The sequence below is a fragment of the Vibrio hepatarius genome (assembly GCF_018860525.1).
Taxonomy (GTDB): domain Bacteria; phylum Pseudomonadota; class Gammaproteobacteria; order Enterobacterales; family Vibrionaceae; genus Vibrio; species Vibrio hepatarius_B.
This window is the reverse complement of record NZ_JAHKPM010000042.1, coordinates 42,767-64,173: the sequence shown is the minus strand read 5'-3', so window position 1 is coordinate 64,173 and position 21,407 is coordinate 42,767. Positions and strand designations below refer to the sequence as shown.

At 40.8% G+C, this 21,407-nt stretch carries 14 protein-coding genes; 5 read left to right on the top strand and 9 right to left on the bottom strand.

The annotated features are described in order from the left end of the window. Positions 1-141: 141 nt before the first annotated feature. Both KO511_RS12180 and KO511_RS12175 read right to left on the bottom strand, forming a co-directional pair. Entirely contained in the window at positions 142-3,261 is a 3,120-nt protein-coding gene (locus KO511_RS12180; protein WP_215987693.1) for an efflux RND transporter permease subunit, read from the bottom strand. Positions 3,262-3,271: 10 nt separating this feature from the next. Beyond that, positions 3,272-4,417 carry an efflux RND transporter periplasmic adaptor subunit gene (locus KO511_RS12175; protein WP_215987692.1) on the bottom strand — a complete coding sequence of 382 codons (1,146 nt, stop codon included), beginning with the start codon at positions 4,415-4,417 and terminating at the stop codon, positions 3,272-3,274. Positions 4,418-4,734: 317 nt separating this feature from the next. Between KO511_RS12175 and KO511_RS12170 the strand changes: the two genes are divergently transcribed. After that, positions 4,735-5,253, top strand: coding sequence for a flavodoxin family protein (locus KO511_RS12170; protein ID WP_215987691.1), 519 nt, complete (start codon positions 4,735-4,737; stop codon positions 5,251-5,253). On the opposite strand, the gene KO511_RS12165 is transcribed toward KO511_RS12170, so the two are convergent. Further along, complete coding sequence (locus tag KO511_RS12165) at positions 5,243-6,589, bottom strand: diguanylate cyclase domain-containing protein (RefSeq protein ID WP_215987690.1); 1,347 nt, start codon at positions 6,587-6,589, stop codon at positions 5,243-5,245. The two genes, KO511_RS12170 and KO511_RS12165, sit on opposite strands and share 11 nt — an antisense overlap. Before the next feature lie 3 nt (positions 6,590-6,592). Beyond that, positions 6,593-7,588, bottom strand: coding sequence for an ABC transporter substrate-binding protein (locus KO511_RS12160; RefSeq protein WP_215987689.1), 996 nt, complete (start codon positions 7,586-7,588; stop codon positions 6,593-6,595). A 217-nt stretch (positions 7,589-7,805) separates the two neighbouring features. Between KO511_RS12160 and KO511_RS12155 the strand changes: the two genes are divergently transcribed. Continuing rightward, a complete protein-coding gene (locus KO511_RS12155) occupies positions 7,806-8,513 on the top strand; it encodes an SDR family oxidoreductase (protein WP_215987688.1) in 708 nt (235 codons plus the stop codon). A 12-nt stretch (positions 8,514-8,525) separates the two neighbouring features. Here the strand turns inward: KO511_RS12155 and KO511_RS12150 are convergent, their stop codons facing one another. Then, positions 8,526-9,773: an NADH:ubiquinone reductase (Na(+)-transporting) subunit B gene (locus tag KO511_RS12150; protein WP_215987687.1), complete on the bottom strand. Its 1,248-nt coding sequence runs from the start codon at positions 9,771-9,773 to the stop codon at positions 8,526-8,528. Positions 9,774-9,909: 136 nt separating this feature from the next. Here KO511_RS12150 and KO511_RS12145 point away from each other — a divergent pair, with 136 nt between their 5' ends. Beyond that, positions 9,910-11,298 (top strand): cytochrome ubiquinol oxidase subunit I, encoded by a 1,389-nt coding sequence (locus tag KO511_RS12145; protein ID WP_215987686.1) that lies wholly within the window; start codon positions 9,910-9,912, stop codon positions 11,296-11,298. 10 nt (positions 11,299-11,308) lie between these two features. Beyond that, positions 11,309-12,307 carry a cytochrome d ubiquinol oxidase subunit II gene (gene cydB, locus KO511_RS12140; RefSeq protein ID WP_215987685.1) on the top strand — a complete coding sequence of 333 codons (999 nt, stop codon included), beginning with the start codon at positions 11,309-11,311 and terminating at the stop codon, positions 12,305-12,307. Positions 12,308-12,413: 106 nt separating this feature from the next. Here the strand turns inward: cydB and KO511_RS12135 are convergent, their stop codons facing one another. After that, the gene (locus KO511_RS12135; RefSeq protein WP_215987684.1) at positions 12,414-13,067 is read right to left on the bottom strand and encodes a Qnr family pentapeptide repeat protein; all 654 of its coding nucleotides are present in this window, start codon (positions 13,065-13,067) and stop codon (positions 12,414-12,416) included. A 272-nt stretch (positions 13,068-13,339) separates the two neighbouring features. Between KO511_RS12135 and KO511_RS12130 the strand changes: the two genes are divergently transcribed. Further along, the gene (locus tag KO511_RS12130; RefSeq protein WP_215987683.1) at positions 13,340-13,813 is read left to right on the top strand and encodes a peptide-methionine (S)-S-oxide reductase; all 474 of its coding nucleotides are present in this window, start codon (positions 13,340-13,342) and stop codon (positions 13,811-13,813) included. Between the two features lie 18 nt (positions 13,814-13,831). On the opposite strand, the gene KO511_RS12125 is transcribed toward KO511_RS12130, so the two are convergent. From KO511_RS12125 to pulA, 3 genes are all read right to left on the bottom strand, one after another. Then, positions 13,832-15,523, bottom strand: a complete 1,692-nt coding sequence (locus KO511_RS12125; protein ID WP_215987682.1) for a methyl-accepting chemotaxis protein — start codon at positions 15,521-15,523, stop codon at positions 13,832-13,834. Positions 15,524-15,533: 10 nt separating this feature from the next. Next, entirely contained in the window at positions 15,534-15,959 is a 426-nt protein-coding gene (locus tag KO511_RS12120) for a BLUF domain-containing protein (protein ID WP_215987681.1), read from the bottom strand. Positions 15,960-16,366: 407 nt separating this feature from the next. Continuing rightward, a complete protein-coding gene (gene pulA, locus KO511_RS12115; RefSeq protein ID WP_215987680.1) occupies positions 16,367-21,370 on the bottom strand; it encodes a pullulanase-type alpha-1,6-glucosidase in 5,004 nt (1,667 codons plus the stop codon). Between the last annotated feature and the right edge of the window lie 37 nt (positions 21,371-21,407).

Below are 21,407 nucleotides of genomic sequence, written 5' to 3'. Positions count from 1 at the left end.
CACGATTATCTTATCAAGCACCCTTTATATTTTTGAAGCTCAATCACTTTCAACTGCCCAGAAATAATCTTCAGGAATAAATGAAAACCATACACACTTATTACATTGTTTCCATAAAGAAAGCTTTAGACTGAAACCCGATCAGCTCGATCGAAACAACTTTTGCTGCATAATAAGATTCTTGGCCCTTTGAGCGAAGTCATTAAAGTCATCTAAAATTAGGTATAAACAAGGAACTAAAATCAACGTCAACATTGTAGCAAACAAGACTGAAAAACCTAAAGCAACCGCCATGGGGATAACAAACCGAGCTTGCAAACTAGTCTCAAACATAATAGGTAAGACTCCAGCAAAAGTAGTAATTGACGTTAAAACAATGGCCCTAAACCTATCACAACCAGCTTCTATAACCGCTTCTTTGATTGAAGATCCTTTACTTCTAACTTGGTTCACGTAATCTGTCATAACTAAAGAGTCATTAATGACCACACCAGCTGCAGCAATAAGTCCAAACGTTGACATCATACTCAAGTCAATACCAAACCAATAATGTCCCCAAATAGCACCCGTTAGACTAAATGGAATGACTGACATAATGATTAAAGGCTGAGTATAGCTCTTAAGTGGAACGGCAAGCAGAATATAAACAATGATCATACCTGCAACAAAGAAGATTATCTGCTCATCCTGCTGAGCTTGCTGATCTTCTATTGAACCTCCTAATTGACTTTTAACACCAATGTGTCGCGCTAAAATACTTGGCAAAATCAATTCATTAACCTGAGTGACAACTTCATCGGGTTCAACTAGCTCCTCATCAATGGAACCATACACATAAACACTCCGAAAACCACCTTCACGTCGTATGCTGCTGACTCCTGGTTGCTGTACAATATTCACCACGTCACCCAGCATCACCTTTTGCCCTTCAGAAGTGGTGATCAAAGCGTAGCGCAATGAAGCAAAAGCTTCTCGCGTTAACTTAGGGTAACGGACCATCACTCTAATTTCCTCTCCTTCTCTGATCATGCGCTGTGCTTCACCACCGTAAAAACTTCCTCCAACTTGTGCACCAATATCAGATAAACTAATGCCTAAGTCATAAGCAATAGGCTTAAGAGAAAGGAGTATCTCTTTACTTCCGGTATCCATTGATGAAGAAATATCAAACAGCCCTTCTTGCTGCTTCAGATCCAAAATGAGTTCCCTACCTGCTGCATTAAGTGTCTCTATATCAGAGCCATACAACAAAAATCCAAACTCATCTCCTTTACCGCTGTTATTAACATTATCAGACACTGTCAGCATTTTTTTGGCTGGAATATTAGGTATCGCCTCACGCCATCGACGGGCAAGTTCAAAGGTGTTAAAAGGACGTTTATCTTCATCGACAAGAGCGATCACCATTAGACCTTCCTTTCGCCCTTGACTAAATGTAAGTATGTCCCGAATCATCTTTTGTCCCGTTTGCAGCTCAATTTGTTTATCACCTTCGAGTACAGTGCTTTCAATCGATTTAAGTGCCTGAATCGTCTGTTCACTCGACACATTATCATTCATAATGAGTTTTATAGTTGGAAAGTCATGGGGAACTTTAGGGGAGGGAATAATACGCACATAGTCTCCAATAACTAAGGCAATACTTACCGCCAGAATAGCCATAAAACTTGCCAATACGCTCCACCGCCAATAGGTACAAAAGGTTATACAGCGACGATATGGGCCATTAACGAAGTTAAAAAAAATGCAGTTAAATCGGTCTCGCCAACTGCCCTTTTCAATTGGTTTAAATGTTGAATGGGCTAAATGTGAAGGCAAAATTAACTTGGATTCGATGAGACTAAAAATCAAGCAAAGAATGACAATAGAGGCAATACCAAAAAAGAAAGCGCTTTCAATACCTTTTGACATAAGAAAAGGCGCAAAAACAGCAATTGTTGTCAGCACTCCAAATGTCGCAGGTGTAGCTACTCGTTGTGTACCTTCTACAACACTATTGATACCACTACCTTGCTTTTCTATTTCGGTGTATGCACTTTCGCCAATGACAATGGCGTCATCAACAACGATAACCAGGACCATAATAAAGGCAAATAATGATACGATATTAATACTCACACCGACCAAAGGCATGAGCATAACAGCTCCCAAGAAGCAAACTGGTAAACCAATCATCACCCACATCGCAAGTTTAACGCGCAAAAATAAACTCAGCATCAAGGCCACAAGTACAGCACCCTGCATTAGATTTTTTAACATCATGTCAAGGCGAGCATTTAAATAATACGTCATATCAACCAGTATCTTTACCTTAAGATCTACCGGAAGTTGTGGGTTCTTTTGCTCAATATACGCTTTGACAGATTCAGCGACTGTCACCATGTTTTGATCTTTGGTTGCTTTGACAGATAGATAAATTGCATTTTGTCCAGAATACTTAAAATAACGTTCGTCTTCGGTAAAGCCGTCCCTAATTTGGGCAACGTCTTGAAGCAATACCCTACTCCCATTTCTACCAATCTTAACGGGTATAAACCGAAAGTCTTCGCCATTGTAATATTGGTTTTCAATCCTAACCGATATCAGCCCTCCATCCGTTCTAACTTCACCTGCAGAATAATTGGCTGAATATTGTTGGATAGCCGTACTGATGTCCGTTAATGTCAGGTTATATTTACGCAGCATTTCCGGCGCGACTTCAATACCTATTTCATAATCCGGTGCACTTAGATCAACCAAAGCGACATTGTTTAATTGCAGCAACTCATCTTCAATTTGCTTAGCTATTGGTTTAAGTTGCCATAACGAACGATCGCCGACCAAAACCATTTCGATAACATCCTGCTGAAATTCATATTGAAAAACTTGAATAGGCTCCATACCTAACGGCAAATTGGATATCGCATCTACCTTTTGTTGAACCTTGACAAGAACATCCTCTATTTTGCGATCGACATCCACCTCTATCTCAATAGATCCACTACCTCGAAAAACTGTTGTTACCGCTTTTTTTATGCCAGACACATTTTTCAAAGACTCTTCTATTTTTATCAGAATACTCTCTTCGATCTCTTGAGGAGATGCTCCTGGATATTGAACATTGACGTTAATATAGTTAACCTCAAGATTGGGAAACATTTGTCTTTGAATAAATAAAAAGCTCACTGTACCCACTATTAGAACAAACACCATTATAAGATTTGCGGCCACTGGGTTATGGGCGAAGTAGGCAATTAATCCCTTAGGTTTCATATCATCCATGCTGCGCACCTTATTGTTTAAAATAATTATCAACGGTACTTAGTTCTACTCGAGTTCCTTTTTGGGGGTACTCAGGTACAGTCAATACGAGGCGATCGCTATCGTTTAGACCTTCATTTATAAGAATGAACTCCTGCTCAGCCCTTATTACATTAACATTACGAGGCTCAAGCTCATCATTCTCATTCACCACCCACACCTGACGATTATTTACCAGCTCTTGAGGAAGACGGTAGACATGTTTTAACATTTTACCGATAAACTGGACTTCAACATATGAACCAAACTTGAGGGGAGATGCACTGGAAGATAACGCATAAGGGTCTGTCACTTTTATCACTAAATTTGTCATGCGCGTCGCACTGTCAATAACACCGATATCTCTCTCAATTTTTCCTTCACGTTCAATATTATTGACCCCCTTACGGGTCACTTTGGCTGTCACACTAGCGTATTCTTGAGGTAAAAAAACACTATCAAAGCCAGCAATCGGAATATGGATTTCAGCAGCTTCAATATTGTTTAGGGTCGCTACTCGTGTACCTGCAGAAATATATTGCCCCACACCAATTTCTCGCTCAATAACCAAAGCATTGTATGGTGCAACTACACGACATTTATCAAGATCCCGTTTTGCCCTTTTTAACGATGCCGTCGCAGATTTCACCTGAGCTTTTGCACTAAGAACCTGAGGTTTACGCAGATAAAGATCGGTCACTTGACTAGAAGGAACATTTTTCGCCTGACGCTTGGCAACCTCAGCCTTGGCTTTTTCTTCTATCAATGACGCTTGAGCGGTAGCTAGGTCAGCCTCTGCCTGAAGTACAGCTGCATAGTAGTTTTCACTCTCAACCGAAAATAAGATCTCACCTTTTTTGACAATGCCACCAGCAACAAAGCTTGGATGCCAACTGACAACCTCACCTGATACTTGGGCAGAAAGTTGAGTAATTTCAACAGGAGACACCTCACCATGACTGGTAATAACAACATTATGATCACTAGAACGAAGTGGAGAGACTTTGACAGTTAGTGATGTATTAGTTGGTTTGGTTTCTAATGCTTCTGCATTACCTGACGAGATAGCAACATAGCCTCCGTATGCCGCTCCTAATATGATAAGAGGTAGGGACCAACGTAACACCTTCACTCGCATACAAAATCCTTTTAACAATATGAAGAACAATTTTTATACGGACAAAATACAAATTCGACAACAATAGTATATGAATAATTACCAACATTAATATTCACTATGTTTTTTAATGGCATAGACAACAAATACGAAATAAATTGCACTTTGTTCTAAAAATAATGAGCTGTGAAGCCATAATGCTGATGATTAAGGTTCAAATCATTAACATTCGTTGACCAAAAGTTTTCCTCAAATAGAGAACCTCTAAAGTTTATTATTGACCTCAAGTATAGTTGAGCTCTTAGGTTTAAAGATTCTCAACAATCATAGGGCGAATCATGCAAACTTTAATCCTATTTTCAAGTGCGAATAAAAATGGTAATACAGCAAAAACCATCGGTAAAATTTATACTGACCACGAATGCGAAGTGATTTATCTCGATACACTTAACATCACACCATACCGTTATGATAATCAATATCCAGATGACGATTTTTATTGTTTAATCGATAAGATAAGACACGCCGACAATATCGTTTTTGCCTCACCTGTTTATTGGTATGCAGTCACTGCTCCAATGAAAAACCTCATTGATAGACTAACCGAACTTGGTGATTCACCAAAACTCAAAAGCCAAGCAAACTTACTCACATCAAAACGAGGGTTTGTTGTATCAAGCTCGGGAAATCGTAGATTATGCCCAATTTTTAGAGCGTTTTTCAGTGAGTTTTTTGAATATAACAAGATAAAATTCGTAGCCACTCTTCATGCCAGTGATCGTAATGGTTACCACATTGATAATAAAAATATTGAACTGTTTAATAGCGCATTAAACCATATGGACGTTACTCATTAATTGACGTTAAACGTACTGGCGAAACGGCCTTTTTACAAATCGTCGAACGACCATCAAAACATGCTGGGCCTACCATTTGTTTAGCACGATACATAGCTTCATCCGCTAGACTGACTAGTACTTCCTTGTTCCTTGTATGATCAGGGAAGTAACTTACTCCAATACTCGCACCTACTTTTAATGTGCGGTTATTGAAATTGATTGGAAGGTTAATGATTTCTAAAAGCTGTTGTGCTTTTACGGTGACAACATCGAAGTCATTGAGCAAATCAAGGCATACCACAAACTCATCGCCCCCTAAGCGGCAAGCAAAATCAGATTCTCGAATCGCGGTAAGAATACGGTTAGAAACCTCAACCAAAATAGCATCACCAGCATCATGACCAAAAGTATCATTTACTGACTTAAATTCATCAAGATCAATGAAAAATATCGCTAATTTACAATTACTTCGATTAGCTTTCACAATAGCACTTTCCAATGCTCTGTCGAAAGCTCGACGGTTCATTAAATTAGTCAAAGGATCATGTTCTGCAAGAAAAATGAGTTGCTCTTGTTTATGAATCAACTGTTTAGTTTGACGTTTAACCTCATCTTCCAATTCTTGTTTAGTCACAGTAGTGTCACGAAGGGATACCGTCATTTCATCAAAGAAACGAGCCATTCTTCTAAACTCCTCATCCATCTTCACTACTTCTACTTTGGAATCGAGATTACCATTCGCTAAATCTACAATAGCCTTTTTCATCGCTTCAACACCGGCTTTAAATCGAAAAGAAATCAACCAAGCAGTCGCACTCACTAAAAAGGAACAAACAACCAACCAAGCAGCTGCATACATCATGACGCTTTGAACGTTATCTGTGTTACGGTTCAAAGCGGATTGGTGAACATACGCCAATTCCTCAGTCATATTTTGTACTATCATATTGTACCTAGAATGAAGAAAACCTATAGAGTTTACGCTCTCTGACTCACTGGCCTCTACAACATAAAGCTGTATTTCTCTCGTTAATAATGCATTCAAGCTGTGGTTCATTCTCTGTATATTTTCTAGTTGATTGTGAGATTTTTTATATTTTGCAAGCTTGGTCGCGAGTTCGGCTTGAGCTAGTTCAACTTGGTTTAGGCTCAATTCATCGCCAAACTGAAGAAAAAACCATAATTGGCTTCTAAGTAAATCCACTGAAAGTTGAAGATCGATAATTTGATCCAACTCTACTTTAGTTTCTCTTTGCTCAGCAGCTACTCTGCTAAAAGAGACAATAATAAACAGTGTTAACATTAAAGTAGTGGTTGATAAGACAAACAGCTTTTTAAACAATGAATTCAGCATGGTTCAGTCTCTCAAAGCAATAATTTGTTGATAAGGTTGTGTAAAAAACAACTCCCTGAAATCAGGCTGTTCCTTGCTAACTAAGCCTTCCTTTAATGCCCATCTTGCCTGTAATTGTAAATTTGAAAGTAACGAATTCCCCAAAGACAAACGGAATACATAGTCTTCCCACGACCACTTAACTTGATTAAGGGGTATATTCAATCTCTTAGCAATTAGCCTTGATGCCGCATCGGGGTTTGCATTAATCCACTCTACCGCTTCATCGAGTGCTTTCAATAAATGAACAGGCTCCTGGCCTGCAAACTCTAGATAGGTTTCAGTCGACAACAAATTGAAGGAATGTTGATAAATTCCCGGAGTACCGAGGTTTTTAACTTCCGAGGTTGACTGTATATCCGCTTTATAACCCATTGGCTCCCAAGCTGAGATAGCTTCAACACTAAATGAAAGCAAAGCTGGAACGAGTTCATGAGGCTGCAAATATACCTTTTCTATATTTAATGCTTTTTGGTTATTCGCGATCAAAACTGAATCAAAATAAAACTCACTAGCGCTTCCTTTTACAACACCAACCCTTTTGCCTGCTAACTGACTTATCTGATTGATATCAGAAGGACTCAATGACAGCAGCTTTAAATCATTATCTGATTCAACAAAGCTGACTAGCAATGCTAAATTACTTTGTTCAAAACTTTGAAACATAACAACAGATTCAGAGGCTGTCGCATATTCTACATCGCGACTTAACATCAGTTGGGTACAAGCCGTACTACTTGCGCAAGGAAAAAGCGAAACTTTAAGGCCATGCTCTTTAAACAAACCTAAGTGTTCTGCAATCAAAAATGGCGAGGCCAAAGGAGTCAAAGATACCCCCACTCTAACCTCATGCATGTGAGTATTTTTGCGCCAGTTAAATTGATCAAGACCCAGAATGGCGGCAACGAATGTAACAATACAGAGCAGCGCCGCCACAAAACTTCTCCGGACTGGTAGCATATTTTCTCGCCCTCAAAATGATGGTAAATTTATTACATATAAACGTAGCGTATAGATTTACGATCTTTAGTGACAGACGGGGTTTTTATAGATTTCTGTATAAGTCTTTATTATTTGCGTGAATAGAGTCACACAAACCAATAAGAAATACCTTGCCAGTAAAGAATAGTTATATTTTAAAGCTGTTCTTTAGCAAATACAGCAACATAGGCAGCATATGAAAGTACTTATTTTTGGCGGAAATGGCGGTATAGGCTACTCACTGTGCAAGTGCCTACTGAATCAAAAAACAAACATTGACCTTCACGCTACTTACCATAATCAACAACCAGAAGACCATGCGAATGATATTAAGTGGCATCGTATTGACATCACCTCTGAGCAGGAATTAAAAAGTCTCGCCTGCCAGTTTTCATCATTAGACTTGATTATTAATGCTGTGGGGCTGTTACATAGTACAGATCAGGGCCCTGAAAAAAACCTTCAATCTTGTCAGCCTGACTTTTTCTTGCATAACATGGCAGTAAACGCTCTACCTACACTAATGATTGCAAAATATTTTTCTTCTTGTTTAAGTTCAAGCGAACAACCCAAATTTATCACTATTTCCGCTAAAGTAGGCAGTATTGAAGACAACAAACTGGGTGGTTGGTACAGTTACCGATCGTCCAAAGCTGCCCTCAATATGTTGATAAAAAACATCAGTATAGAGTGGTCAAGGCGTATGCCTAAAGCCTGTATTTTATCTATTCATCCGGGTACCACTGATACTGCGCTTTCAAAGCCTTTTCAAGCTAACGTTCCTACCGGAAAACTTTTTAGTCCGGACAAAGTAGCAGCTGATATTCTGGATATCATGGAGAAGGCGACCCCAGAATCCAGCGGCAGTTTTCTGACCTACGATGGGCAATCACTACCATGGTGAGAAGCCGTTATTCTACCTTAGGCGAGTGGATCTCTGCCGCCTTCTCTTAGCATTTGCTTCCTTGGTAATAAAATCAAACAGGGGAGCAAATAGATTAGCAAACAAAATAGCCAACATAATCCCTTCCGGATAAGCAGGGTTGAGCACTCGTATTAAAATCGCCATCAATCCAATCAAAATACCATATGCCCATTTCCCTGAGTTGGTATAAGCAGCAGATACAGGGTCTGTTGCCATAAAGAAAGTACCAAAAGCGACACCTCCCAAAACAAAGTGCCAGTAAAATGGCATAGAGAACATAGGGTTGGTTTGTGATCCAATTAGGTTAAGTATGGTTGAGCCGACAAACAATCCAAGAATAACGCCAGCAACAATCCTCCATGAAGCGATACGCATTCCAATTAAAATTATACCTCCTAACATCACAAGCAATGTGGAGCCCTCACCAATTGAGCCTGGGATATTACCCAGAAAAGCGTCATTCCATGTAATCGCCTCACCTGTCATATTATTGATTAAATTATTGCTTCCACCCTCATACCACTGACTCAATGGCGTGGCGCCTGAGTATCCGTCAGCGGCTACCCATACGCTACCCCCAGACATATTAGCCGGATAAGCAAAATATAAAAATGCTCTTCCTGCTAACGCTGGATTTAGAAAGTTACGACCTGTGCCTCCAAAAATTTCTTTGGCTACCACAATACCAAATGAGATACCTAATGCGGCCTGCCATAGCGGTATAGTTGGAGGTAAGATTAAAGCAAACAAAACAGAACTAACAAAAAAACCTTCGTTGATTTCATGCTTTCTGACAACAGCAAATAGGACTTCCCAAAAACCACCAACGACAAATACTGTTAAATAGATAGGCAAGAAATGGGTAGCGCCTAACAACATTTTACTACCCCAGCCAGCCTCTACCAACCCTTGATAACTGTCAAAAGCAAACGCTAATCTCCAACTTTCAGCGACGATAGATTCTAAGTTTTGTGGGGTGTACTGACTCATTAATGCCAATGCAGACTGATTACCAATATTGTACATACCCCAAAACATAGTTGGAAAAGTCGCTAGCCAGACAAAAATCATAATGCGTTTCAGATCAATACTGTCTCGGACATGTGTTGCCCCTTTGTTAACCATTCCTGGTGTATAAAGGATGGTGGCGACTGCCTCAAATATTGGATAAAACTTTTCGTACTTCCCACCCGGCTCAAACGTCGGAGCGATTGCTTCTAGTTTTGATTTCAAGTTCATATTTTTACTTCCTGAAGAACCGATATATTTCGATACGAAATAGAACCGTAATAAGAGCAATAAAAAGTTTGGCTCAGATTGAACATTCGTTATCGCAGCACCGTAGAAATAGATGTACCAACAGCGGGAAATAATTATGGACACGTTAGCAGTGGATTTAGCCAGATTTCAGTTCGCCTTTACGGTTGCCTTCCACATTATTTTTCCAGCCTTCACTATTGGTCTTGCCAGCTATTTAGCTGTGCTAGAAGGTCTATGGCTTAAAACAAAAGAAGAAAAATATCTTCAACTCTTCAAATACTGGATCAAAATATTTGCGATTAGTTTTGGCATGGGAGTGGTCAGTGGCATAGTTCTTAGTTATCAGTTTGGTACTAATTGGAGTGTATTCGCTGATAAAACTGGGCCCATATTAGGTCCATTGATGGGCTATGAAGTCTTCACGGCTTTCTTCCTCGAAGCTGGATTTCTAGGCGTAATGCTATTTGGCATGGAACGGGTTGGCAAAAAGCTACATTTTATGTCTACCTGCATAGTTGCATTTGGTACATTTCTCTCAGCATTTTGGATACTGTCAGTTAATAGTTGGATGCAAACTCCAGCCGGATTTTCTATTAATGATGTTGGACAGTTTGTTCCCGAAAGCTGGTTTGAAATTGTTTTTAACCCATCATTTCCTTATCGATTGGTACACATGCTGCTTGCTGCCTATTTAACAACGTCCTTTGTTGTCGCAGCTGTTGGTGCCTATCACCTACTTTCAGCACCCAAAAATCCTCTTGCAAGAACCATGTTTTCCATGGCGATGTGGATGGCTGCAATTGTAACACCATTGCAAATAATAGCTGGAGACATGCATGGTTTAAACACACTAGAACATCAACCTGCCAAAGTTGCGGCAATGGAAGGACATTATCAATCCCACAAAAGTGCGCCGCTTATTTTATTTGGTATTCCCAATGATGAGACCAAAACAGTCGATTACAAACTTGAAATACCTCATTTAGGAAGTCTCATTCTCACCCATCAGTGGAATGGAGAAGTCAAAGGACTAGATGCATTCCCAGAAGATGAACACCCCCCCGTCAGTATCGTATTTTGGAGTTTCAGAACTATGGTCGCCATAGGCTTTGGCATGCTGTTTGTTGGTGTTTGCAGTTTGTACTTAAGATATAAAAACACCCTCTACGAAGTTCGTTGGTTCCACAAGATTTGTATTGCTTTTGGCCCAGCGGGCTTTGTGGCCGTACTTGCAGGCTGGATAACAACGGAAGTAGGTCGCCAACCTTTCACAGTATATGGCTTGCTCACCACCGCAGAATCGGCTTCCCCCATTGATGCAACCGCAATTGGTATCTCATTAACGGCCTTTGTCATCGTTTACTTTTTAGTTTTTGGTGCGGGTATTTTTTATTTGCTTCGACTCATGCGCAAGTCTCCAACGAGATATGAACGCTCACTAGACAGCCGTCTACCCGATGGGACAGACATACCACCAGCCTCCCATTCAAATCATTTAACGTAAGGACAACGACATGGATTATGCGCTCATTTGGTACGCTTTGATTGGCCTTGCAGTACTCATCTACGTAATACTCGATGGATTCGATCTTGGAATTGGCATTTTGTTTCCCAGCGCTCATAGCGAAGTGGAACGAGATATGATGATGAACAGCATAGCGCCTGTTTGGGATGGGAATGAAACTTGGTTAGTTCTCGGTGGCGGCGGTTTGTTCGCCGTGTTTCCTTTAGCTTACTCTGTTGTTATGCCAGCATTGTATGCTCCTCTCATACTTATGTTGCTGGGCTTAATCCTACGTGGCGTCTCATTTGAGTATCGTTTTAAAACCACCAAAGGGAAATTTTTATGGGATATTGCTTTTTTCGTCGGTTCACTACTTGCCACGGTTATGCAAGGGATAATGCTTGGCGCTCTATTGCAAGGAATCGAAGTTGAGGGACGCTCATACGCAGGCACTTGGTTCGATTGGTTAAGTCCTTTTAGTCTATTTTGTGCTTTAGCGCTGGTGTTTGCTTACGTTTTGTTAGGGTCGTGCTGGCTGATGATTAAACTTCCAAGCGATCTAACCGGCCGCTATGAGATCATTGCAAAGCGGTGGGGTATGGGCATGGTGTTATGTATTGCGATTGTGAGTATATGGCTTCCACTGCAAAACAACTTGATATTTGATCGCTGGTTTAGTTTTCCAAACGCTTTAATATTATTGTGTATACCGGTTTTGTCCGCATGGTTTATACGGCAGCTTTATCGCTCTTTAAAAAATCGCAAAGCACTAAAAGCCTACCTATGTGGTATTGCTTTGTTTGGACTTGCCGCTCTGGGCTTTGGAATAAGCACCTTCCCTTATTTAGTGCCTTTTAGCCTCACTTATCATCAAGCAGCGGCTCCCGATGAAAGTCTGAAATTCTTACTTGCTGGCACTGTATTTCTACTCCCACTTATCATCTCATACAGTGCCTATACCTATTGGATTTTCAGAGGAAAAATGAAGCATGGGGAGAATTACCACTGATGAAAAAGTTAACCTGGTTTGTATTCATATGGCTTGCTAGCGTAATCTTCTTAGGCATGTTGTCTTTCGCCATTAAGATTGCGCTTGGTATGGCGTAATCACAAAATCACGCCACAACAATTAAGCCAAATTGAGATAAAAGTTGATCTTGCTGCCAACTGCAAATTTTCACTCCATTTAATGGTACGCGGCGAACGTCAAGCTCTTCTAAGTCAACATAAGTGAGATCAGCACCTTCAACTTTAAATGAACCCCATTGATCTTTAGTAAACTCACCACGGGATAAATCAGACCCCGATAAGTTAGCTGAAAATAAGTTTGCTCCATTCCACCGATTTTCATACAAATCACATTTCTCAAGCAGTGCTCTTTCAAAATTGGTGTAACTCAAATTGCATCCTGTCATATAGGCAGAACAAAAATAAACCGTATCACTGATACGGTTTATAAAATTAGCTCTTTGAAAATTTGCCCCTTTTAAATCACATTTTCTAAATTCAATGCCAAAACAGTCGGCTCCAACAAACCGACTCATCGCTAACATACAGTTGCTAAAACTGGTGTCCTTTAATTTCGCATAGGCAAAGCTGCACCCTTCAATTGCCTGCGCTTCAATAAAGCGGCAATTGATAAATTTTGCATCACGTAAATCTGCACGTTCAAAGTTACATTGAGTAAATTGGCAGTCCTCATAAATTTCATATTGCAGATCTTGATGAGAAAAATCTTGCTGATAGTAGGTTTGATTCTTTGTTGACATAATGTCTCCTTAGTTGCTGCTAGCCTACCACTGTCACCATTGAGTTTTCCACCGAAATAAAGCTTTAAAAATCAATAGATTAAAACACCCTAAAATAGCCAATTTAAGGCATCTAAAAGGCTTTTTAAGATGCCTATCTACTATAAACCTAACTTGTCCCTCCATAAAAAACTTAAAGCTAGCTAGTTGTCTTTAAGGAAGAGAATAAAACCTACCCCTAGTACTATAATTTTGGTGTAATAGGATGTCGTAAGTCATAGGAGTACAGATAATTGGAAGAGATATATTTTGCCGGCGGTTGCCTGTGGGGCGTTCAAGAGTTTATCAAACATCTTCCCGGAGTCATTGCAACTGAAGCTGGACGCGCAAATGGTATGAATATCGACACTACAGGAAAATATGATGGCTATGCTGAATGTGTTCGTACTCAATTTGATCCTCAAGAAACAACCGTTGAGCAATTGATGGTACTCTTTTTTGAGATCATCGACCCCTTTAGCCTCAACCAACAAGGGCAAGATATAGGTAAAAAATACCGTACAGGTGTCTATAGTAAAGATTATCAACACTTAGCCAAAGCAAAACAATTTATTAGTCTTCAACCTAACAGCAGTCATATTGTCGTTGAGGTGTTACCACTGACCAATTACGTAAAAAGCGATCCTGAACACCAGGACCGCCTTACGCATTATCCTCAAGATTACTGCCATATCCCTCAATCATTACTTCACAGATATAAAAAGTGATGTTGGCTCTCAACAATCTCAGATTTGGAACTTATTTAAGTTTTGATGTAAATCTATAACATTTTTGGCAATTGTCTCACTTGCAGAAGCAGTATGCCTAGAATCTTCGGCAGTTTCTTCTGACAGCAGCTTAATATTGGTGAGATTGGCATCCAAATCTTTGACTACAACAGCTTGCTCCTCCGCAGCGGTCGCGATCTGCACATTTAAGCCAGCGATCTCGTTAACAGACTCAGCGGCTAAAAGGAAGGTGTTAGCCGATTGCGTACTTTTCTCTAAACACAATTGGGCTGTAGTTGTCCCTTTTTGCATACTGGTTACTGCATTTTTTGCTTCAGATTGCAATCGATCAACTAATTGTTGAATATCAACTGTCGCATCTTGAGTACGTTGTGCAAGTGAACGTACCTCATCGGCAACCACCGCAAAGCCTCGCCCTGTTTCCCCTGCCCGAGCGGCCTCTATCGCTGCATTAAGCGCAAGCAGGTTTGTTTGCTCCGCAATCCCTTGAATAGATTCAAGTACGGTTCCAATATTGTTAGTTTCAGAGACCAGATTTTCAATCACCCCTGATGAGGACGTGACTTCATTGGTTAATTCTTCAATAATCTTCTGGATTTCCAACGACTCTCTCTGACCATCAACAACGTGCTTTTTAGCCGCATCTGTAACAGAAGATGCGTTAGCTGTACTAGTAGCAACTTCTTGTGTGGTCGCATTCATCTCATTAATCGCCGTCGCCACCTGCTCAATATCTCTGTGTTGTTTCTCAACATTTGCCAATGTCCGTTGCATCGCGCCCAATGCAGATTCAGATGATTTACCTAATTCTGCGGCTTTTGAGCTAACCACAGAAATGGTTCCAGTTAATACGCCAAGAAAGGTATTAAAAGCACTGGCTACTGTGCCTGTTTCATCTCTAGCACTACTATCAAGCCTGATGGTTAAATCACCGTCCCCTTGTGCAACTTGCTGAAGCCTTCCAATCAAGGTGACTATGGGGTTTCTAATAGCTTTAGCAATCCAAATAGGCATAATAATGCCAAACACCACTGAAACAACTGCGATGACACTCATCCATTTGATGGCAAATTTTTCATCTTCTTCGGCTTGCAAAGCGCTGGCTAACGTAAAACTCTGTACATCATCCAATATTTTGATTAATGAATTATCAATTTCATCTTCGTGTTTTTCTACTTTTTCCGAATACACAAGCATGGTCTCGATATCTCCTTGAGATCCCAAGCGCATCGTTTCTTTAACCTCATCCACCAGAGAATGGTAAGACTCCTCAAATTTTTTAAGTTCAGCCAATTTTGCTTCGAACTTTGCTTTTGCTTTCAAGCTGTGAAGTTTTGGAATCGCTGCAGTAATCAATTGCTCAACTGCCACTATTTCTTTCTCAACTTTAATACTAATTTTATCTACTTTATTTTTGTATTCCACGAAAGCACTCATTGGCGCAAGATTTTGCTCTACTCGGATAGCCTTAATTAAGGCTCGTTCGAACATAATCGCCTGCTCAAGCTGGTGCTCTGTTAATACTGTCAAAGCCTTAGTAAGAGGGATATCTCGCTCTGCAATATCAGCTAACTCGACACCAATTTTATTCATTTGATGAAGAGCAAACCCTCCCATAATAAGTATCGCACCAAGTAGGAAAAACCCTAGCAGGTAGACCTTATGAGCAATCTTGAAATATGATAACATGCCTCTCTCCCTAATCTTTTTTCACAAAATAGTGCACCATCTGCATGGCAAAACTTTTGTGCTCTACAAGATATTGCACCTCTCCCTTGTGCTTCATAAAATCACTATATCCTGGAATTGAAGATTCAAGGTCTTGATCAAGCACTCGAAAGCCCATCTTCCAATCAGGGAAGCTGCGGCTGTTTATCTGATGGAAACCGATTCTGTTAACACCAGAGTGGCGAGAATCTGTTTTGATTTTTTCGAATAGCCGCTCAACTGATGGTTCAGGTCCTTCTAACACTTGAATGAAGGTACCATAGCCATCATAAAGCAGAAGTCCCGTGATATCATGGTCGGTATTGTTTTTGCGGGCTTTTGATAAGATGCCTTCCAATTCATCTTGTTCAAGCCTATTTCTAGCTTTGCTAACGTAGACGAGCTCTATCAATTTCATGCCGCCTCCACTCCTTGGATTATAAACAAACATGTTTGGCTTATTTTTTGTTCTACTGCTTGTTGTATTGGCGCCCAGTTTAATTACTCTACCAAACCATATGAACACACGTTTAGGATGATGAGCACATTTCAGGACACTATTGATAGTCTACAAATTCTATGCCAAGAGAAAAAAGACTGAATTGTGATGAATTCCGATTAACTTGGTTAAATTGCGCCATATATTGCATATATGAATTTGCATTATGCAACAAAACTTGCACAATGCATGTTCATTATGCAAATGCTTTTCATGTTTAAGCTCTAAGTTACTTAGGATAGAAACAAAACTGAGTCCAAAATGATTAGACGGGGTTTATCGCATCAGTAATAAACCCTCCGGCTAGGAATAATATAAATAACTCATCACTCAGCGATTAAAAAGCGCCCAGTTAATGCTGGGACTTTAATTTGTACTGGACCCGTTGTCACATTCACCACTTCGTTGCTGATTAAGTCTCGGAGTAAATGCGTTTGTTTTAGATAAGTGGAATCAACAAACAGTATTTGATCAGATGTTGACGTATTGAGTGCGTAAATTATTTGCTGATTATCATACACTTTGAGATCTGCGTATAAGTTATCGTCTAGCCATAAATTACGGCGTTTTCCTGCGTATAATGCAGGATACTGACTACGTAGGTGCATTAGCATAGTAAAATACTGCTTTAATTCTTGTTGATTAACTGTAAGTACTGCGCCTGTCACGCCTTCAATTTTTGCACTGGAACGTGCAACGTGATCATCACACAGACCTTGGGAAACACAGTTTTCATCGATCTTTTTAGCAAAACCCGCAACTTCATCACCAATTTCCTCACCATAGTAAACAGTAATTGGTCCTGAATATGCTGCTAAAAAACTATATCCGGCTTTATGCCGTTTCACCTCATTACCTAACTTTCCACGTTGAATAAGATCGCCAAAACGAACCAGATCATGGTTACCTAGCATAAGATTTGGCATCGCATGATAGGGAGATTTCGCTCGGCTATTCCAGCTGGCATCTAGCGCTCTTGCGCTACCACTTTTGCCCGACTCTTCAACGACCAGCGCCTGAACCAACCCATAACGTAACGGAAAATTAAACGCTGAAGAGAGGCCAGGTTTGGCATCACTACCATACGCGGTTGCGGTAATATCATCTGCACCCTTCCATACCTCGCCAACCAGATAGCCCAACGTTCCCCACTGCTGGCCCGCCAGTTTGTTTCCCATAGATGCCTGCTCAACCGCAGCACGAATTTTACGCCAAGTGTCTAAAGGAAGTTGATAGGATTGATCTAGCCTCCAGCCATCAACACCATATTCTTTTATCCAATATGTCGCTACCTCAACAAAAAAGGCATCGCTATCTTCATTTGGATAGGCCACGTATGTGCCAGGGTAACCTTCCTTCGTTGTTAAGTACGGTAACTTACCCGTTGGCGACGGTTTAACTCCAACAAGATTAGAATGGCCAAAGACACCGTCGAGAAAAACATACAAATCTCTTGCATGCGCTTTATCCACCAGCTCCTTAAGCTTATCGTTGGTACCAAATTTTGGGTCAACATTAAAATAATCACAGGGAAAGTAACCCGTCGCATCTAGGCGATCATCACCAGCTTGGCCTGCACATGAATCAAACACAGGCGTTAACCATAATGCGTTTACATTAAGACTTGCGATGTAATCTAGGCTGTCGATCACACCCTGAAGATCACCATTATGATGTGAATTGCCATAACCATGGCCATAGCTATGTTTGGGATCACCATCCACAAAGGACTCCACCATCACCTGATAAACTCTTAAGTTGCAGGCTCTGTTATCATCCTCATAACAGGCGTAATCAATCTTGGCATCTATAACTGAAATGGTGGGAGAGTTTTGATCTGAAGCATCAAGCGTAAACTTATGCACCCCTTGGTTATTTACTTTTACTTTTATATGGCCACTACCTCCATCTTCAAGCGTAATGGAATCGTTGAGAACAGCTAGAGAACCAAAACCAAGATTAACTTCATTCCAATCCAACGATCCCAGTTTGAACTGATATTCACCGGGGGTAAGATACCCTTCAAAGGTATACTGACCATGATCTTGGTAAATCATTTCATCACTTGTTCCCCAGTCATTCATTGACCCTCTAACATACACTTTTGTTGAACCAAACGGAGCTAAGTCATTCGGTTTATCGACAAGTGTTAAACCTTCACCTTGAGCGCCATTTTGTACCTGAACAAAGACAGCTGCAGTTAATGGTGGGATGGTAAAATTTCCGTTGTCAAACCTAGCCTGTCGGACAACAGGGTCATAGGAATCTTTCATAATCGGATTTAACTCAAAATTTTCTGCACCTATGATAGGAATGGTATGTTCAGAAGTATTAGCATTAATGGCAACAATCAAAGAATCAAAATTGCTGTCAAGATCAGAGCCTACACTCACGCCATCATTGACCGACATAACGATCATACCTGGTAAAGTTGCTGGCCCTGTATTGTGAAACCGAACACGCTTTAAGACTTCTTCTTCACTAACCAAACGGAGCAAAGGTGACGTTGAACGGATCTTGAGCAGCTCTTGGTATACCTCGTTAGTCCAAGCAATGTGCTCTGGTGTGACAACGGTATTTGGATTAGCGATCACGGATCGAATCGCATCCCAGTTTGCCATATCTTTGTCGGCACGAGGCAAACCAACATTCCAATTGTTGGTTTGCTTACTAAAGTCGACTTTATTGTACCAATCGCCACTGTCGTAGCTATCACGCTCCATTGATTTAGAACGCAGTAGCTCAGACCCCATGTGTAAAAATGGCACTCCCTGCCCAAGCATAACCGTTGAGAGGCCGACAATTTGCATACGCGCCCGATCCGCAGAGTTTATGTTACTATCGGCTTTATATTGATTGAAATCCCACAAGGTCTGATTATCGTGTTTTGAAACATAGTTAATCGATTCCTGAGGATCAAGCGTGTAAGCAGCACCTTGACCTCCGTATTGAAAATCACGCCCATAGACAATCGCGCCACTATAAGTTTCCAACGGATAGTTTTGTAAATTACCCGCCATACCATAGCGGATAAGATCCATCTTCGACTTTAGGTCATCACTGAATCGACTACCAGCATTGGCAAAGCCTGGATTCTTTAGCAAGGCTTCCCCACTATCAAATGGTCCACCACCACGAACCCCGTCACGCAATCGGTCATTGTATGTCCCAATACCTGTCCCTGCCATTGACCACTGCGTGGCATTTTCACCACGTTGCCCGTTAACCACTTCACCAAAGTTCCAACCTTCTCCATAGAACCACGTATCTTCGTCGACCTGTTGCGTTTGTTCATAAACATGCAGCATACTTGACTTCATCAAGTGCCCCATTAAATCAAACCTAAAACCATCTATCTTGTAGTCTTTGGCCCACATAACGACACTGTCAGCGACTAACTTTTCAAACATTCGGTGTTCCGATGCGGTATTATCACAGCATGTCGAGTTCTCGACTGCACCTGTTAAGGGGTTAAGGCGGTGGTAATAGCCAGGCACAACCTTATCGAGTACCGATTTCTCGTACAGTCCGGAAGCATAGGTATGGTTATAAACTACATCCTGAACAACCCTAAAGCCCATTGCATGAAGTTTCTGTATCATCTGGCGATATTCACGAATACGTGAAATACCATCACTCGCAACCGCATAACTACCTTCTGGCACGTTGTAATGAAAAGGGTCGTACCCCCAATTGAAGCCATCAATTGGGCGGATATCTGCCAATAACTTCTGTGCCTCACCACTACTTGGATCAGTTTGCTCCAATAAAGACAATATTGAAGAATGGCGTGAAGTACTATTACTACATAGATTGGCCGCAGGGTTAATACTGCAAAGTTTTTCAACCGTATCCGTCAGGCTCAGCATTTTTTCAGGATCTTCAGGCATAGAGGCAAGGTCATACGTAGGCAAAAGATGAATCGTCGTCAGGCCAGCTTCTTTAAGTGCTGCCAGTTGCTTGACGCTATCTCGCTCATCTTCCAAAAAAGCAAGATATTTTCCATTGTTAAGCTCTTCACCTTGCTTATCGCTGGCACTAAAGTCGCGTATATGAAGCTCATAAACAATGTGATCTTCTGGATTGGTGAGTTCAGGAACTTTCTGGTTATCCCAACCAGAAGGCTTAGTGTCTTGGGCATTTAAGTCAACAAGTTGTGAATATTGACTAGACGTGCTGAGTGACAGCGAGTAAGGATCAGTAACTGTCATCCATTCAATGTTATCAGTTTGCGGATGAAACGCTTTCACACGATATCGGTAGAACATATTCTTCAGTGACACATCACCTTCAAAACGCCAAATACCGGTAGAAGCGTCAAGCGTCAAATCAAAAGGAGAATCAGGCAATGGCATTTTATTTTGATCGTACAAATGCAGCTCAACTTTCTGAGCGGTTGGTGACCAGAGAGCAAATTGAGCCCTATTGTCTTCAATCCAACTGCCTAGTTTTTCTTCATCCGCATCACTTGGACTTGTTGTGTACAGATCATCAAGTACACCTGGGATTTGAACACGTGTAGCCACGAGTGGCTTACCATCATTATCGAGTGCAAGCGCAATTAATTGTGTTTTGAGTAAAGCTTTGGCTGTTTGGGGAGTAACATTGAGAGTAAAACCTACACGGCCGTTAAGATTGGGAAACTTAGGGTGATAAATAGTATCGGAGATCGCCAGATCGTATTTGATAAAATGTTGTGGTTGAGCAATATCTCCTTCTCCCGTCTCATGGCTCCAGATTTGATAACTAACCGCGTTACTATGGTCAAACCAAGCAATCGAATTAGTATCAAGCCAATGGGCAGCGGCACCATCAAGCTTTACATTCAATGGTTCATCAGGAGAATATTTGAGTATCGCGCTTCCATGCTCGGTATAGAGCGTATTTCCTTTATCAAATTCAACTTTTAAATCCTCACCACCCAGTGCTTTATCATCCTCTTTATGGAGGATAAAATTCATACACGCACCATGCTCAGACTTCAGCGGTATAACAAATTTAGCACCATATCTTAGGTCGATATCTTTCCATATTACTGGGTGACTCCAATCAATATCAGGCAGCATGTCATCAGAGATGGAATCGCAAGAGGTGCTATTCCATAAATGCAGCCCCCAGTTGTTATAATCACCATCGTCGCGTTTGTAGTAGATGACAGCTTGTTTGTATACCGCATCAGAGTCGGCTGAACTACCATTCTCCGATTCCCAATATGTCGAACTGCCGCCAAAATATGTCTCAATTGCCTGGGCTTCTGGAGAGTCATCACAACCAGCCAATAAGCCAAGCACTGCTATCACTATACACAGTTCTGTTCGCTTGATTTTCATTCATATTCCCACTGATATTTCGTGTTATTAAGTTAAT